Raw genomic sequence first — 14,572 nt, forward strand, 5'->3', positions numbered from 1 at the left:
CACCCCGTTGCGCAGGCGGCGGAGCAACTCAGCGCCCGAGCTTGGCGTTCACCGTGCCGGCCGCCTTGGTCAGCAGGGCCGGGATGTCGGCCTTCGCGTTCCCCAGGACGGTCTGCACGACCGGATCGAGCGCGGCGTACACCTCCTGAGCCTTCACCGGCGGCTCAGGGATGATCTTCTGATCGGCCGCCACCTTCGTGTACGGCGCGAAGTTCTCCAGCGGCACGTTGACGTACGGCTTGATCCAGGACTGGTACGTCGACCACTGGTCCGCGTTGACCACCGGAAGACCCGGAGTGCCGACCGGCAGCTTCGCCGCCACGCCGTTCTTGGCGCTCGTCACGGCCGCGTCCTGGTTCACGTACTTGTTCAGGTAGGCGAACTTGATCCACTTGATCGCCGCCGCCTTCTCGGCGTCCGTCGCGTTCGGGCTGACGATCTGGACGCTGCCGCCGCTGAGCGTGCCGTGGCCGCCGCCCTGCTGCGGCATCGGGCCGATGCCGAACGCCGACGCCTTCAGGCCGTTCGTCTGGACCAGCGTGCGGTAGGCGTCCGGCGCCGACATGAACATGCCGATCTTGCCGGCCGCGAACGCCTTGGAGATGCCGTCGATGTCGTAGAGCACGGCCTGGCCCATCGACTTGTCGGTCCACTTCATCTCGTGCAGCAACTGCAGCGCGGCCTTGGACGGCGCGTCGTCGAACGTCGCCTTGCTGCCGTCCTCGTTCTCGATCGAGCCGCCGAACGCGTACGTCTGGGTGGTGAACATCCAGCCGCCGGTGTTGTTCGTGGTCATCTGCGCGTAGCCGGCCTGCCCGGTCTTCTGTGCGATCTGCTTGGCGTCCGCCCGCAGCTCGTCCCAGGTGGCCGGCGGCTTGTCCGGGTCCAGCCCGGCCTTCGTGAACAGCTCGCGGTTGTAGACCAGACCGACCGAGTAGGCGGCGGTCGGCACGGCGTACACGTTGCCGGACTGGTCCTGGCCGATCTTGAGCACGTTCGGATTCAGCTCGTCCAGCAGGCCGTCGTCCTTGAGCACCTTGGTCAGGTCGGCGACCTGCTTGCGGGCGATCAGGCCCTGCGGCTCGGTGAACGGCACGTTGAGCACGTCCGGCAGCTGCCCGCCGGCCGCCTGCGCCTGGAACGTGGTCGCGTCCCAGATGGTCTCCACCGGGTTCAGCTTGATGTCCGGGTTGGCCTGCTGGAAGTCGGCGACCTTCTTGTCGAAGGACGCCCGGTTGGCGGGATCGGAACTGCTCGGGCGGTCACCGACCGTGAGCGTCACCTGCCCCGGGGAACTGGAACCGCCGCCGGACGACGGCGCGCTGGAGCAGGCCACGAGCAGGAACGGCACGGAAAGCCCTGCAGCACAACGGATGGCAAACCTGTTCATCGGAACTCCTCTGCGGGGATGGCGATCGGCAAGCCGACCGTTCCGCAGAGTAGCGCAAGCGCTTTCGCAAATACCAGACCTCAGGCGAAACTGGTTTCGCTCAGCCTGGAAGTCAGCCCTGGCGGGCCCGGTACGACGCCACGCGCGTGCGGCTCGAGCACCGCGGCGTGCAGAACCGGCGCGGCCGCTTCTCCGCCGCATTGGCGAAGACCTGCTCACAGTCGGCCGCCGCGCAGACCGCGAGCGCCTTGAAACCGTGCCCGGCGACGAAGCTCGCCAGCCCGAGAGCGGTCGTCGCGGCCAGCCACTCCGCCCACGTGGCCCCGGGTTTGGCCACGTGCAGGTGCCACGGCGATCCGTCATGGTCGGACAGATACGGGCGTACGGCGTACTCCTCGAGCAGCTCGTTGAGCACCCGGGCCGCCGTCGCGGGCTCGGCGTGGAACACCGGCCGGATCCGCTCCCGGACAGCCCGGACCGCCACCAGATCCGCGTCGTCGAGCGTGATCGGGTCGGACTCGCCGTGGTCGAGGAGGAACTCGCGCACCGCGGCCGGCGACGTCAGGCGCTCCGGCGAGAGCGTGCGGGTGTTCACCAGGTCGACCGCGAGCCGCACCAAGCGGTCGGGGGCCGGAATGTCCACGGCTTCTCCTCGTCGTAACGTATTTGCTAGCGTAACGCGTAACACTGATCTTCACGTAACAGGAGGGCCGCGGCGTGTTCAGCTACTACCTGGCCGCGACCCTCGCCCGGCTCGCCGACGAGATGGTCGCCTTCACGCTCGTCCTCCTCGTGCTGGACCGCACCGGCAGTCCCGCACTCGCCGGCCTCACCGGCGCGGCGTACGCCCTCCCGGCGATCGTCACCGGCCCGCTGCTCGGCGCCTGGCTCGACCGGACGCCGCACCGCCGGAGCGCACTCGCAGCCAACCAGGCAACGCTGGGCGCCGTCATGATCGCGCTGTTGCTGGTCGTCGGGAACAGCCCGCACTGGATCGCGCCGGCCCTCGCAGCGGTCGCCGGCGCCACGCTGCCAATGGTGAGCGGCGGATTCACGAGCATGCTGCCCAGCCTGTTCCGTCCGGATCGCCTGGCCCGCGCCAACTCGTTCGAGTCGGTGAGCTTCAGCGCTGCCGCGATCGCGGGACCGGCCACCGCTGCCACGATTACCGCCGCGGTCTCGGTCGACGCGGCCGTCGTGGTGATCGTCGTCACCGCCGGACTCAGCATCGTCGCGATCGGCCGGCTGCCCGCGCTGCCACCGAGCGGGGCCGGTGGCGAGCCGTTCCTGGTGTCTGTCGTCGGCGGTCTCCGCCACCTCGCACACACCCCGCGCCTGCGTGCCTCGACGATCACGACGACCCTGCTCATGGGCTTCACCGGAATGCTGCTGATCGCACTGCCCCTGCACATGGTGGAGCTCGGCCGGCCGGAGTCTGCGGCCGGCTACCTGTGGACAGCGGTCGAGCTCGGCAGCGTCACCACAGCCCTCCTCCTCGGCCGGCTGCAGTCGCGCTGGCCACCGGAGTACGTCGTGATGCTGTCCGTCAGCGCTTACGGCCTGGCTCTCATCACGTGGCCGCTCGCGCCGTCGCTCGCCGTACTGCTCGTGCTCGCGCTTCTTGCCGGGCTCCTCGAAGGTCCCACGTTGCCCGCGATGTTCGCCGCGCGGCAGCGGTACAGCCCGGAGTCCCTGCAGGGCCGGGTCAGCACCACGGCGGCCAGTCTGCGCGTCGGCGCCTCTGCACTGGGCCAGGCGACCGCCGGCCTGCTCGTACCGAGCCTCGGTGCCAGGGCAACCCTGCTGGTCGTAGGCGGCGGGCTCCTGGTCGCCGCAGGCATCGGTCGTCTGTCCGTCCTCAACGCGAAGGTTCCTGCGCATGCTTGACGCCTGGGTCCATGGCTGGACCATCTCCCGCAACACCCCGGCGCCAGTGCCGCTGCCAAGTGGCTCTCGCGTCGACGTAGGCCTCCCTGGCCACGCGGTCCGCTACGTGTTGCACGCGTACGACGCTGGGTTGGTCGACGGGCTGCGCAGTCCTGACACCTGGCTCAAGATCCGCGGCGAGGTCGCCCTGGATGCTCGCTGGGAGGTGCAGCCGCGGGAGTACCTCATGACGACACAGTTGAGCGCCACGCGGGCCGTGGTCCCGCCGTCGTACGAGCTGACGCACACGCAGCGAGGCGCCATCCTCGATGTGACCGTGACGGCTGCTGACGGCTCGGTCGCCGCGCGCGGAAAGGCGGCGCTCGCCCGGGACGCTGCCATGTTCGACCAGATCGAGACGTCACCGGAGCATCGCCGGCGTGGACTTGGCCGCAGCGTCATGACCGCCTTGGCGAGCGCTGCGCAGTACGCCGGCGCGACGGCCGGCGTACTGGTGGCAACGGAGGACGGACGGGCGCTCTACAGCGCCTTGGGATGGACGCTCGACGCGCCCATGACCGCTGCGGTCAGCCGAGGATGACCGAGCGGGACAGGCTGCGCGGCTGGTCCGGGTTGAGACCGAGAGCCAGGGACTTGGCGACGGCGACGCGCTGAGCGACGACGAGGGACGCCATCGGGTCCAGGTCGCGGTGGTGCACGACCGTCGCGCCGGTAGCGGCGACGTCGTCCAGCAGACCAGCCGGCGCCTCGCCGAAGATCCAGACACCGCGGCCGGGCTGGGCGATGGCGATCGGACCGTGCCGGTAGTCCATCGCCGGGTAGGCCTCGGTCCACGCCGACGCGGCCTCACGCTGCTTGAGCGCGGCCTCGTGCGCCAGGCCGACGGTCCAGCGCGTGCCGACGTACGTGACCTGCTCGAGCTTGGCCAGGTCGTCGACATCGACGGTCAGTGCGGTCTGAGCGTCCGCAGCGGCCTTCGACAGGTCCTCACCGAGCGACGCGCGCAGCAGCGCCAGCGTCGTGGTCGCGAACCGGGTCTGTACGACGGACTGCTCGTCGGCGAAGTCCAGCAGGATGGTCCGGTCGGCCAGGTCGAAGATCGGCGAGCCCGCGGTCGCGGTGATCGCCACGGTCGGCAGGTCGGTGGCCCGGATCAGGTCGAGCACCTCGGTCGTCGTCCCGGAGCGGCTGATCACCACGATCGCGTCGTACGACCGGCCGGCCGGGAACTCCGAGCCGGCGAACGCGTCGGTCTCACCCTGGCCGAGGTCCTCGCGGAGCGCGGCGTAGGCCATCGCCATGAACCAGGACGTGCCGCACCCGACGGCCGCGACGCGCTGGCCGGCCTTCGGAAGCGCACCGCCGTACTGCGCGAAACCGTCCGAGACCTGTCGCCAGAGGTCTGGTTGACTGGCGATCTCAGTGCTCACAAAAGGCGTCTGGGTCATGTCGTCTCCGCACTTGTCATGGTCGAAACTGCTCGAACGTGATCGAATGGTGCCAACCAGCCGCCATCCGGCTGACCGATTGTGTGAAGGAGGAGCCCCGGGTGAAGCGTTATGAACGCCTCAACACCTTGCTCGAGTCGCTCGCCGAGAAGGGCGCCATCGACGTCGACGAGCTCGCCGAGCAGCTGCACGTGTCCGCGGCCACGATCAGGCGTGACCTGGACCATCTCGGCAAGCAGCAGCTCCTCACCCGGACCCGCGGCGGCGCGGTCGCCAACGCGGTGTCGTACGACCTGCCGCTGCGCTACAAGACTGCGCGTTTCGCGTCCGAGAAGCAGCGGATCGCGCAGGCCGCGGCCACGCTGGTCCGGCGCGGCATGGTGATCGGCATGAACGGCGGCACCACGATCTCCGAGGTGGCGCGGACGCTGGCCACCCGGCCGGAGCTGTCCGCGGAGCACGGCGAGCCGGCCTTCACGCTCGTCACGAACGCCCTGAACATCGCCAACGAGCTGATCGTCCGGCCGCACGTGAAGATGGTGCTGACCGGCGGCGTGGCGCGGCCGCAGTCCTACGAGATGATCGGTCCGCTGTCGCACCGGATCCTGTCGGACCTGTCCCTGGACATCGCCTTCATCGGCGTCGACGGGATCGACGAGACCGGCGCCACCGCCCACCACGAGGGCGAGGCGAACATCAACCAGCTGATCGTCAGCCGGGCCGCGAAGGTGGTCGTGGTCGCCGACTCCTCCAAGCTCGGGCAGCGCGCCTTCGCCCGGATCTGCGAGCTGAGCGAGATCGACACCCTCGTCACCGACGCCCAGGCCGACGAGACCCAGCTCGCCGTCTTCAAGGAAGCCGGTATCGACGTCATCCGCGCCTGATCTCACTCCACACCTCCCTCACCAGGTGAGTCGCGTCTCGTTGAGACGATCATATCTGATCAGGGCAAGGTTGTTATGAGCAAGACTGCGCAGCGTCCGCGCGTGCGTCACGGAAAGCGGACCTCCAACCGCTAGGCTTCGGTTCAGCATGGGTACCGCAGCCGCACATCACTTCGCTGACCACTGGGAGGACGCCATCGCCACCGGCATCGACCCGACGTCCTGGGCGTACGCCGAGGACTACACTGGTGAGGACGAGGTCGTCACCGGTGCGCGGGCGAGCGCCGCGGACAGCGGTGTCGCCCCGATCGGCCCGGGTGCGGCCGCCGCGCTGAGCCTGCTCGCCGCCGGCGTGGGCGCGAAGGCGGTCGTCGAGATCGGCACCGGGACCGGCGTCTCCGGGCTCGCGCTGCTGCGCGGGATGCGGCCCGACGGCACCCTCACCACGGTCGACATCGACGCGGAGAACCAGCGGCTGGCGCGCAAGACGTTCCTGGACGCGGGCGTCGCGTCGAACCGGTTCCGCCTGATCGCCGGCGCCGGGCTGGACGTCGTCACCCGGCTCACCGACGGTCACTACGACCTGGTCTTCTGCGACGCGGACCGGCGCGAGAACACGGCGTACCTGCACGAGGCGCTCCGGCTGCTCCGCCCCGGCGGCATCGTCGCCTTCGCCGGCATCCTCACCGGCGGCCGCGTCGCCGACCCCGCCCACCGCGACCCCGACACGATGGCCCTCCGAGACCTGATCCGCGCCGTCCGCGACGACGACAACCTGGTCTCCGCCCTCCTCCCCACCTCCGACGGCCTCCTCACCGCCGCCAAGCGCCTGAAGTAGCCGCTAGCTCGTCAGGCGGGTTAGTTCGGTGGTTACGTCGTGCCAGGGGTCGGACTGGGGGTCTATCAGTTCGTAGTGGCCGCAGTGGGGGACGCGGTGGAGGTGGGCTGTGGGGTGGGCGGAGAAGTAGGACTCGGTGACGGCGATGGGGACGACGGTGTCGTTCGCGCCGTGGATGAGAGTGACGGGGGCGATGGAGGCCGGGAGGTGGACCGGGTCCAGGTCGTTGCGGACGCCGCCGCCGATGAAGGCCTGGACGGCGCTGTCGCCGATCATGCGCTGGTCGGCCATCAACAGGTCAGCCACCGGGGCGAGGGCGAGGACAGCGCGTAGCCGGACCGGGTTGAGGGTGGAGGCGGCCCACAGCGCCAGCTGGCCGCCTGCGGAGTGCCCCATCAGCACGTAGCCCGCGTGGACGTCCACGAGGTCGGGTAGCGCGTCCAGCGCCGTACGGATGTCAGCGGTGGTGGTGTCCGGGTTGCCGGGCTCGCGGCGGTACTCGACGGAGAGGACCGGCCAGCCGAGGTCGGACAGTGCCGCGCCCAGTGAGCGGGCATGCACCCGGTCGTACTCCGGCCGCCAGAAGCCGCCGTGCAGGAAGACGATCAGCGGCCGGTACTCCTTCGCGGGCCAGTAGTCGATCACCTGGTCCGCGTGGGCGCCGTACCGCAGTTCCTGGTCCGGTTCCGGCGCCTTGCGCGACAGTACCGATCGGTCCTCACTCATTCAGACCTCCCGAGATAACGCAGGGCGTTCGACGTCAGCAACTTGTGCTGCTGCTCCGCGGTCAGGAAGCCGGCCTTCCGTACCACCTCCCCGACCGGCCGCTCACCCAGTGGATAGGGATAGTCACTGCCGACCAGAACGCGGTCTTCCCCCAAGGTATCGACAAGGAGCCGCAAAGGCGCTGATTCGAACACGACCGTGTCGACCAGGATCCGGTCCAGGTACGCCGACGGTGGATGCTCGGAGCAACCACGGACGATGTCGCCGCGCCGGTGCCAGGCGTTCTCCAGCCGCCCCAGCCAGAACGCGAAACTCCCGCCGCCGTGGGCGAAACAGATCCGCAGCGACGGCGGCAACCGGTCGAACGCGCCGCCGAGGATCATCGCCAGCACCGACAGATGGGTCTCGGCGGGCATCCCGGTCAGCCAGCGCGCCATCCAGCGATCCAGCCGCGGGCCGCCCGGCATGTCCCACGGGTGCACCAGCACCGGCGTACCGGTCGCGGCGCAATGGTTGAGGAAGGCAACGATCCCGGCGTCGTCCAGGTCTTTGTCGCCGACGTGGTTGCCGATCTCCACCCCCACATGGCCGGCCGCGCGGCACCGGTCCAGCTCGGCGCACGCCAGGTCCGGATCCTGCAGCGGCACCTGGCAGAACGGCACGAACCGGTCGTCGCCGGCCAGCGTCTGCAGAGTGAGGTCGTTGAAGATCTCGGCCAGCTTCACGGCCTGCGCCGCGGGACGCTCGTACCCGAAGAACACCGGGGTCGGCGACACCACCTGAAGATCGATGCCGTCGGCATCCATATCGGCGCGCCGGACGGCCGGATCCCAGGCCTGCGGTCCGATCGGGCGGAACTCCGTCGAGCCGACCATGATCATCGCGGCCCGCTCGGAGTCGATCCGCAGCCACGGCCACCCGTCCCCACCGCACGCCGCCGCGAGGTCCGGCCAGCCGTGGGGTACCAGGTGGGTGTGGACGTCGACGGTCATTTACCCGGGTGCACCGTGCCGCAGTTCGGGCAGGTGCGGGCTTCCTCGCTGTCGTAGAACGCTTTGAAGACCGGCGGCAGGTCGGCGACGATGTCACTGACCTGGAGCTCGACCTCGTGGACGATCCCGTCGCAGCTCGCGCAGTACCAGCGGAACTTCTCCAGCACGCCTGGCTCCCGGACGCGCTCGATCACCAGGCCGATCGAGTTCGGGCCGCGCTGCGGCGAGTGCGGCATGTTCCGTGGCAGCACCCACATCTCGCCGGCGTTGACCGCGACGGTCGCCGGGCCGTCGTCGGTCATCACGTTGACCTTGAGCTCGCCGGAGATCTGGTAGAAGAACTCCTCGTACGGGTCGACGTGGAAGTCGGTGCGCTGGTTCGGGCCGCCGACCACCATCGTGATGAAGTCGTCCCCGGTCGGGAACATCTGCTTGTTGCCGACCGGCGGCTTCAGCAGGTGCTTGTTCTCCTCGATCCACTGCGGGAAGTTCGTCGACTCCAGGTTGACCATCACTCACTCCTCCTCGTGCGGGATCGCCGCTACGGCCTGGATTTCGATCAGCAGCTGGGGATGCGGCAGCTGATGCACTGCGACGGTCGTCCGGGCCGGCCCGGACTCGTCGAAGAATTCGGCGTACACCTCGTTGTACCCCCCGAAGTCGTTCATCGACACCAGGTACGTCGTGACGCTGACGAGATCCTCGAGTCCCGCGCCCACCGCCGCCAGGATGTCACGGATGTTCTCCAGCACCGCCCGCGTCTGCTCGCGGATGTCCAGTGACACCGTGCCCATCGAGTCCACCGAGGCCCCGGCGATCGAGTTGTCCGGCCGCCGGCTCGACGTACCCGACACGAAGGCGAAGCCGCCGCTGACCTTCACATGCGGGAACCGGCCGCGCGGCGTGGCCTTCCCGGGCACGACGGTCATGACAGCTCCACGCAGACGTTCGTCGTTTCGGTGTAGAAGTCCACCGAATGCCGCCCGCCCTCACGCCCGACGCCCGACAGCTTCACGCCACCGAACGGCGTGCGCAGGTCGCGGAGGAACCAGGTGTTCACCCAGCACAGACCGACGTCGAGAGCGGCGCCGGCACGGTGGGCCCGGCCCACGTCCCGGGTCCAGACCGTCGCCGCGAGGCCGTAGTCGCTGTCGTTGGCCAGGGCGAAGGCTTCCTCTTCGGTGTCGAACGGGGCGACATGACAGATCGGGCCGAAGATCTCTTCGCGATTCGTCCGAGCGTCTTCGGGCAGACCGGTGACCACGGTCGGCTGGATGTAGCAGCCGCCGTCGCGGGCGTCCCCGAAGGTGGGTACGCCGCCGCCGGTCACCACCTCGGCGCCTTCGGCCCGAGCGAGGTCGTAGTACGACAGGACCTTGTCGCGGTGTTGTTTCGAGATCAGCGGCATGTTCGTGGTGGCCTCGTCGGCGGGCCAGCCGTACGTGAGCTCGGCGGCGCGCGCGGCCAGGCGCGTACAGAACTCGTCGAACACCGGTCGCTGCACATAGAGGCGTTCGGTGCAAAGGCAGACCTGGCCACCGTTGGTGAAGGTCGAGCGGACCGAGCCTTCGACGGCGTCGTCGAGCGAGGCGTCGGCGAAGACCAGGCCGGCGTTCTTGCCGCCGAGTTCGAACGACACCGCCTTGACCCGGTCCGCCGCGACCTTCGCGATCGCCGTCCCGGTCGCCGACTCGCCGGTGAACGTGATCGCGTCCACGCCCGGGTGCCGGGTCAGGTACTCCCCCGCCGACGACGGGCCGAAGCCGTGCACCAGGTTGAAGACACCGTCCGGTACGCCGGCCTCCGCCATCACCTCCGCGAGCACGGTCGCCGACGCGGGCGTCTCCTCGGACGGCTTCACCACGACAGCGTTCCCGCAGGCGAGAGCTGGGGCGACCTTCCAGGTGAGCAGCAGCAGCGGCAGGTTCCACGGGACGACGATGGCGACCACACCGACCGGTTTACGGACGGCGTAGTTCAGCGCCCGTCGCCCGTCGGGCAGCGTGGTCGCGTACGACTCGGTCGGCAGCGTCGTCGCGAAGTCGGCGAACGCGCGGAAGTTCGCCGCGCCGCGCGGGATGTCCAGCGTGCGCGCCTGGCTGATCGACTTCCCGGTGTCGCCGACCTCGGCCGCCACCAGGTCCTCGAAGCGCCGCTCGAGCCCGTCCGCGACCCGCCGTAGTACGACGGCGCGCTCCTGCTCGCTCATCCGCCCCCACGGGCCTTTCAGCGCAGCACGAGCCGCCCCCACAGCCGCATCGACAGTCGCCTCATCGGCCTCACAGACATCAAAGATCTGCTCCCCCGTCACCGGCGAAACCTTGGCGAACCGCGAGGAACTCTCCACGAACGATCCACCGACAAAGTGTCGCAACAACCCAACCGCCGCGGGCTGCCCCGTCAGCAACTCAGGCGACCACAAGCTCATCCGATCCCACCTCCCCGGGCGGTGACAGTCGCGGGGTTATCCGCTGGTGTGAGGGGTTCTTCGTCGGCATACCAGCGAAGAACCCCCAACGCGCGGGGTTATCCCCTCGCGCGCGGAGCGGCGGGCGCGGCGCGGGGGTTCGCGCGGTCATCGGCGGAGCCTTCGGCGGGCGAGGGTGAGGAGGGCTCCGGCAACGGCGACCGCCGCCGCGCCCAGCACCTGCTGCTGGCGGCGGACGCGGCGTTGGACCTCGGCGTACGGCGTGGTGGAGAAGGAGACCAGCTCGTAGCGGGAGACGTACCGGCCCGGGAGCAGGCGTTCGAGCGCGTGCTCCACCTGTTTCTGCAGCCGGAAGACCGGGGAGGCGACCTTGTCGCGCATCTCGACGAAGTTGGCCAGCGCCATCTCCGCGATCGCCTCGGTGTTCTCCCGCCGGCGCGTCTCGAACAGCGGCAGGGCCCGCGCCCACGAGCCGCCGGTGTCGTCGAGACAGCGGTCCAGCTCGACCACGTCCTCGAACGCGCAGTTCGCGCCCTGGCCGTAGAACGGGACGATCGCGTGCGCCGCGTCGCCGAGCAGCGCCGTCCGTCCGTGCGCCTGCCACGGCAGCGTGTGCACGGTCCCGAGCACGCCGACCGGGTTGTTCAGGTAGTCGTCGACCAGATCAGGGGCCAGCGGCAACAGATCGGGATAGTGCTCGCGGAAGTGCGCCGAGATCGCGTCCGCCGTGGTCAGCGCGTCGAACGACCCGGCCGGCCAGAACAGCGTGCAGGTGAACGAGCGGTCCGGGTTGGGCAGCGCGATCATCATCGACGTACCGCGCGGCCAGATGTGCAGCGCGCCCGGATCCAGCGCGAACTCGCCGTCGTCGGCCGGGATCGACAGCTCCTTGTACCCGTAGTCGAGGAAGTCCACGTCCTCCGCGACGATGCCCTCGGCAAGCAGTTGCTCACGGACCGCGGACCCCGCGCCGTCGGCGCCGAGCACCACGTCGGCCGTCGCCGAGACCTTCCCGGACGGGGTCGCGAACACCAGTTGCCCGGCGGCCGAATCGAGCTCCACCAGCCGGTGCTCGAACTCGACCGTCACGCCGTCGGCGGCCGCCGCGGCCGACAGCAAGGCGTTGTTCAGCGCGCCGCGGCTGATCGAGTTGATCGCCCGGTCCCCCGACGCCGAGTACGCCTGGAAGTCCAGCGGCCCCGCGACCGGATGGATCATCCGGCCCTTCATCGGCAGCGCGTCCGCCATCACCTCGTCGACCAGGCCGATCCGCCGCAGCGCGTGCAGTCCGCGTTCGGAGATGGCCAGGTTGATCGATCGGCCCCGCTCGACCTGGGCGACCCGCGGATCCGGGCGGCGCTCGTACAGCGTCACGGACAACCCGCGCCGGGCGAGGAAACACGCGAGCAGCGAGCCGGTCAGGCCGGCGCCGACGATCGCGACCTTCATGCCATCACCCCGGCCAACGCCGATGCGGCCCGCCAGCAGTCGTGGTACGTCGAGTACAGCGGCACCGGCGCGAGCCGCAATACGTCAGGCTCCCGGGAGTCCGCGATCACGCCGTACTCGAAGCGCAACCGTCGCGACAGCTCCCCCGCCCCGCCGCGGACCCGCAACGACAGCTGCGCCCCGCGCCGCGCCGGGTCGCTCGGCGTGATGACGTCGAAGCCCGCGAGCAGCTCCGACAGGTACGCCGTCAGCCGCACGCTCCGCTCCCGCAGGACGTCGATGCCGATCCGGTCGAAGATCTCCAGCGAGGTCCGCACCGGGCTCATCGAGAAGATCGGCGGGTTGGACACCTGCCACGCGTCCGCGCTCGCCGGCGGCCGCGACTCGGGCGTCATCTCGAACCGCGTCTTCGCCTCCGTGCTCCACCAGCCCTCGAACCGCGGCAGGTCCCCGCCGAGATGCCGTTCGTGCACGAACGCACCGGCGATCGCGCCCGGACCGGAGTTCAGGTACTTGTACGAACACCACGCCGCGAAATCCACGTTCCAGTCGTGCAACGCCAGCGGGACGTTGCCGGCCGCGTGCGCGAGGTCCCATCCGACGACCGCGCCGGCCGCGTGACCGGCCTTGGTGATCGTCGGGATGTCCATCAGCTCGCCGGTCAGGTAGTTCACGCCGCCGAGGAGGACGAGCGCCACGTCGCCACCGAGCTGCTCGACGACGTCCGCCGTCCGCAGGCTGTTCTCCCCCGGCCGCGGGCGCAACCGGACGACCGCGTCCTCCGGGTCGTACCCGTGGAAGCGGACCTGCGACCGGACGGCGTAGCTGTCCGAAGGAAACGCCGAGTCCTCGATCACGATCCGGTGCCGCGACCGCGTCGGCCGGTAGAACGACACCATCAACAGGTGCAGGTTGACGGTGAGCGTGTTCATCACGACCGTCTCGCTCGGCAACGCGCCGACCAGCCGCGCCGCGGGACCGGTGAGCAGCTCGTGGTACGGCAGCCAGGGCCGCTCGGCGTCGAGATGGCCTTCGACGCCGAGTGCGGCCCACGAGTCCAGGTCCTGGAGCAGCTCGGCCCGGGTCGCCTTCGGCCGGAGCCCCAGCGAGTTGCCGGCGAAGTACGCCACCTCGGGGTGGTCGCCGCCCTGCGCCGGCGGTACGTCGAACAGCTCCCGGTGCCCGGGATCCGCGGCATCGAGCTGCAGCGCGTCGGCTTGCGTGCTCACGCCTCGGTGACCTCGTCGGCGCCGGCCTGGTCGGACATCGCGGCCTTCGGCGGCTCGATCACCTGTCCCTTGCCGAGCACCGTGACGCCGCCCTTGGAGACGGTGAAGCCGCGTTCGCGGTCGTAGTCCTGGTCGACGCCGATCTCGGTGCCGTCCGGGACGACGACGTTCTTGTCCAGGATCACGTTCTTCAGCACGACGTTCTTGCCGATCCGGCAGTTGTCCATGATCACCGAGCGCTGGATGTCGGCGCCGGCGCTGACGATCACGTTCGACCCGAGCACCGAGTGGTCCACGTGCGCGCCGGACACGATCGAGCCCTGGCAGACGATCGACTCGCCGACCGTCGCGTCGTCGGTGAACTTCGCGCCCGGCAGCTGCGGGTGCGAGGTGAAGATCGGCCAGTCGTGGTTGTACAGGTTGAACACCGGCTGGATCGACACCAGGTCCATGTGCGCCTCGTGGTAGGAGTCCAGCGACCCCACGTCCCGCCAGTACGAGCGGTCCCGGTCCAGGGCGCCCGGTACGTCGTTGTCCTTGAAGTCGTAGACGCCCGCCTTGCCCTCGGCAACGAGCATCGGGACGATGTCACCGCCCATGTCGTGCCGCGACGCCGGGTTCGCGGCGTCCTTGCGCAGCGCCTCGACCAGCACGTCCCGGGTGAACACGTAGTTGCCCATCGACGCGAACGTCTCGTCCGGGGAGTCCGGCAGCCCCGGCGGGTCGGCCGGCTTCTCCAGGAACTCCTCGATCACCTGGCCGTCGGCGCCGGTCTTGATGACGCCGAACTCGGTCGCCTCGACGCGCGGCACCCGGATGCCGGCCACGGTGACCCCGTTGCCGCGCTCGATGTGCGCGGCGACCATCTGCGAGGCGTCCATCCGGTACACGTGGTCGGCGCCGAAGACCACGATGTACTCCGGGTCCGCGTCGTTGATCAGGTTCATCGACTGGTAGATCGCGTCCGCGCTGCCCTGGTACCACTGCGGGCCGAGCCGCTGCTGCGCCGGGACGCACGTCACGTAGTTGCCGAGGAACGTCGACATCCGCCAGGTCAGCGTGACGTGCCGGTCGAGCGAATGCGATTTGTACTGCGTCAGCACACAGAGATTTCGATAACCGGCGTTGACCAAATTCGACAGTACGAAGTCGATCAGGCGATAACTGCCGCCGAACGGCACGGCCGGTTTGGCCCGGTCCGCCGTCAGCGGCATCAACCGCTTCCCCTCGCCACCGGCCAACACGATTCCGAGAACTCTGGGCGCCTTTGCCATGTCCGCACCTTAACGCCGGGAGCCCTC

The 14,572-nt window shown here is 69.6% G+C and carries 15 protein-coding genes; 4 read left to right on the forward strand and 11 right to left on the reverse strand.

The window, feature by feature from the left end; translation table 11 throughout:
• Nucleotides 1-28: 28 nt before the first annotated feature.
• Both AB0I12_RS07565 and AB0I12_RS07570 read right to left on the reverse strand, forming a co-directional pair.
• Complete coding sequence (locus tag AB0I12_RS07565; protein WP_359926016.1) at nucleotides 29-1,390, reverse strand: extracellular solute-binding protein; 1,362 nt, start codon at nucleotides 1,388-1,390, stop codon at nucleotides 29-31.
• A 112-nt stretch (nucleotides 1,391-1,502) separates the two neighbouring features.
• Complete coding sequence (locus tag AB0I12_RS07570) at nucleotides 1,503-2,033, reverse strand: CGNR zinc finger domain-containing protein (protein WP_359926018.1); 531 nt, start codon at nucleotides 2,031-2,033, stop codon at nucleotides 1,503-1,505.
• Between the two features lie 74 nt (nucleotides 2,034-2,107).
• Between AB0I12_RS07570 and AB0I12_RS07575 the strand changes: the two genes are divergently transcribed.
• Both AB0I12_RS07575 and AB0I12_RS07580 read left to right on the forward strand, forming a co-directional pair.
• Nucleotides 2,108-3,277: an MFS transporter gene (locus AB0I12_RS07575; protein WP_359926021.1), complete on the forward strand. Its 1,170-nt coding sequence runs from the start codon at nucleotides 2,108-2,110 to the stop codon at nucleotides 3,275-3,277.
• Entirely contained in the window at nucleotides 3,270-3,857 is a 588-nt protein-coding gene (locus AB0I12_RS07580; protein WP_359926024.1) for a GNAT family N-acetyltransferase, read from the forward strand. Before AB0I12_RS07575 ends, AB0I12_RS07580 begins: the two co-directional genes overlap by 8 nt.
• Here the strand turns inward: AB0I12_RS07580 and AB0I12_RS07585 are convergent.
• Nucleotides 3,844-4,707, reverse strand: a complete 864-nt coding sequence (locus AB0I12_RS07585; protein WP_359926027.1) for an SIS domain-containing protein — start codon at nucleotides 4,705-4,707, stop codon at nucleotides 3,844-3,846. The two genes, AB0I12_RS07580 and AB0I12_RS07585, sit on opposite strands and share 14 nt — an antisense overlap.
• Before the next feature lie 119 nt (nucleotides 4,708-4,826).
• Between AB0I12_RS07585 and AB0I12_RS07590 the strand changes: the two genes are divergently transcribed.
• On the forward strand, nucleotides 4,827-5,609 hold the full coding sequence (locus AB0I12_RS07590; protein ID WP_355700302.1) for a DeoR/GlpR family DNA-binding transcription regulator: 783 nt from the start codon (nucleotides 4,827-4,829) through the stop codon (nucleotides 5,607-5,609).
• 148 nt (nucleotides 5,610-5,757) lie between these two features.
• The gene (locus AB0I12_RS07595) at nucleotides 5,758-6,447 is read left to right on the forward strand and encodes an O-methyltransferase (protein ID WP_359926030.1); all 690 of its coding nucleotides are present in this window, start codon (nucleotides 5,758-5,760) and stop codon (nucleotides 6,445-6,447) included.
• Nucleotides 6,448-6,450: 3 nt separating this feature from the next.
• On the opposite strand, the gene AB0I12_RS07600 is transcribed toward AB0I12_RS07595, so the two are convergent.
• The 8 genes from AB0I12_RS07600 to glgC form a co-directional block, all read right to left on the reverse strand.
• The gene (locus AB0I12_RS07600) at nucleotides 6,451-7,173 is read right to left on the reverse strand and encodes an alpha/beta hydrolase (RefSeq protein WP_359926032.1); all 723 of its coding nucleotides are present in this window, start codon (nucleotides 7,171-7,173) and stop codon (nucleotides 6,451-6,453) included.
• Nucleotides 7,170-8,165, reverse strand: coding sequence for an amidohydrolase family protein (locus tag AB0I12_RS07605; protein WP_359926034.1), 996 nt, complete (start codon nucleotides 8,163-8,165; stop codon nucleotides 7,170-7,172). Before AB0I12_RS07605 ends, AB0I12_RS07600 begins: the two co-directional genes overlap by 4 nt.
• Entirely contained in the window at nucleotides 8,162-8,677 is a 516-nt protein-coding gene (locus AB0I12_RS07610; RefSeq protein WP_359926037.1) for a 3-hydroxyanthranilate 3,4-dioxygenase, read from the reverse strand. Before AB0I12_RS07610 ends, AB0I12_RS07605 begins: the two co-directional genes overlap by 4 nt.
• Before the next feature lie 3 nt (nucleotides 8,678-8,680).
• Complete coding sequence (locus AB0I12_RS07615) at nucleotides 8,681-9,094, reverse strand: RidA family protein (protein WP_359926039.1); 414 nt, start codon at nucleotides 9,092-9,094, stop codon at nucleotides 8,681-8,683.
• Nucleotides 9,091-10,593: a 2-hydroxymuconic semialdehyde dehydrogenase gene (locus AB0I12_RS07620; protein ID WP_359926042.1), complete on the reverse strand. Its 1,503-nt coding sequence runs from the start codon at nucleotides 10,591-10,593 to the stop codon at nucleotides 9,091-9,093. The genes AB0I12_RS07615 and AB0I12_RS07620 overlap by 4 nt, the downstream gene beginning before the upstream one ends.
• 147 nt (nucleotides 10,594-10,740) lie before the next feature.
• Nucleotides 10,741-12,042 (reverse strand): NAD(P)/FAD-dependent oxidoreductase, encoded by a 1,302-nt coding sequence (locus tag AB0I12_RS07625; RefSeq protein ID WP_359926044.1) that lies wholly within the window; start codon nucleotides 12,040-12,042, stop codon nucleotides 10,741-10,743.
• Complete coding sequence (kynU, locus tag AB0I12_RS07630; RefSeq protein ID WP_359926046.1) at nucleotides 12,039-13,271, reverse strand: kynureninase; 1,233 nt, start codon at nucleotides 13,269-13,271, stop codon at nucleotides 12,039-12,041. Before kynU ends, AB0I12_RS07625 begins: the two co-directional genes overlap by 4 nt.
• Complete coding sequence (gene glgC, locus AB0I12_RS07635; RefSeq protein WP_359926049.1) at nucleotides 13,268-14,545, reverse strand: glucose-1-phosphate adenylyltransferase; 1,278 nt, start codon at nucleotides 14,543-14,545, stop codon at nucleotides 13,268-13,270. The genes kynU and glgC overlap by 4 nt, the downstream gene beginning before the upstream one ends.
• Nucleotides 14,546-14,572 lie beyond the last annotated feature (27 nt).

Source organism: Kribbella sp. NPDC050459 (genome assembly GCF_040655315.1).
GTDB lineage: Bacteria > Actinomycetota > Actinomycetes > Propionibacteriales > Kribbellaceae > Kribbella.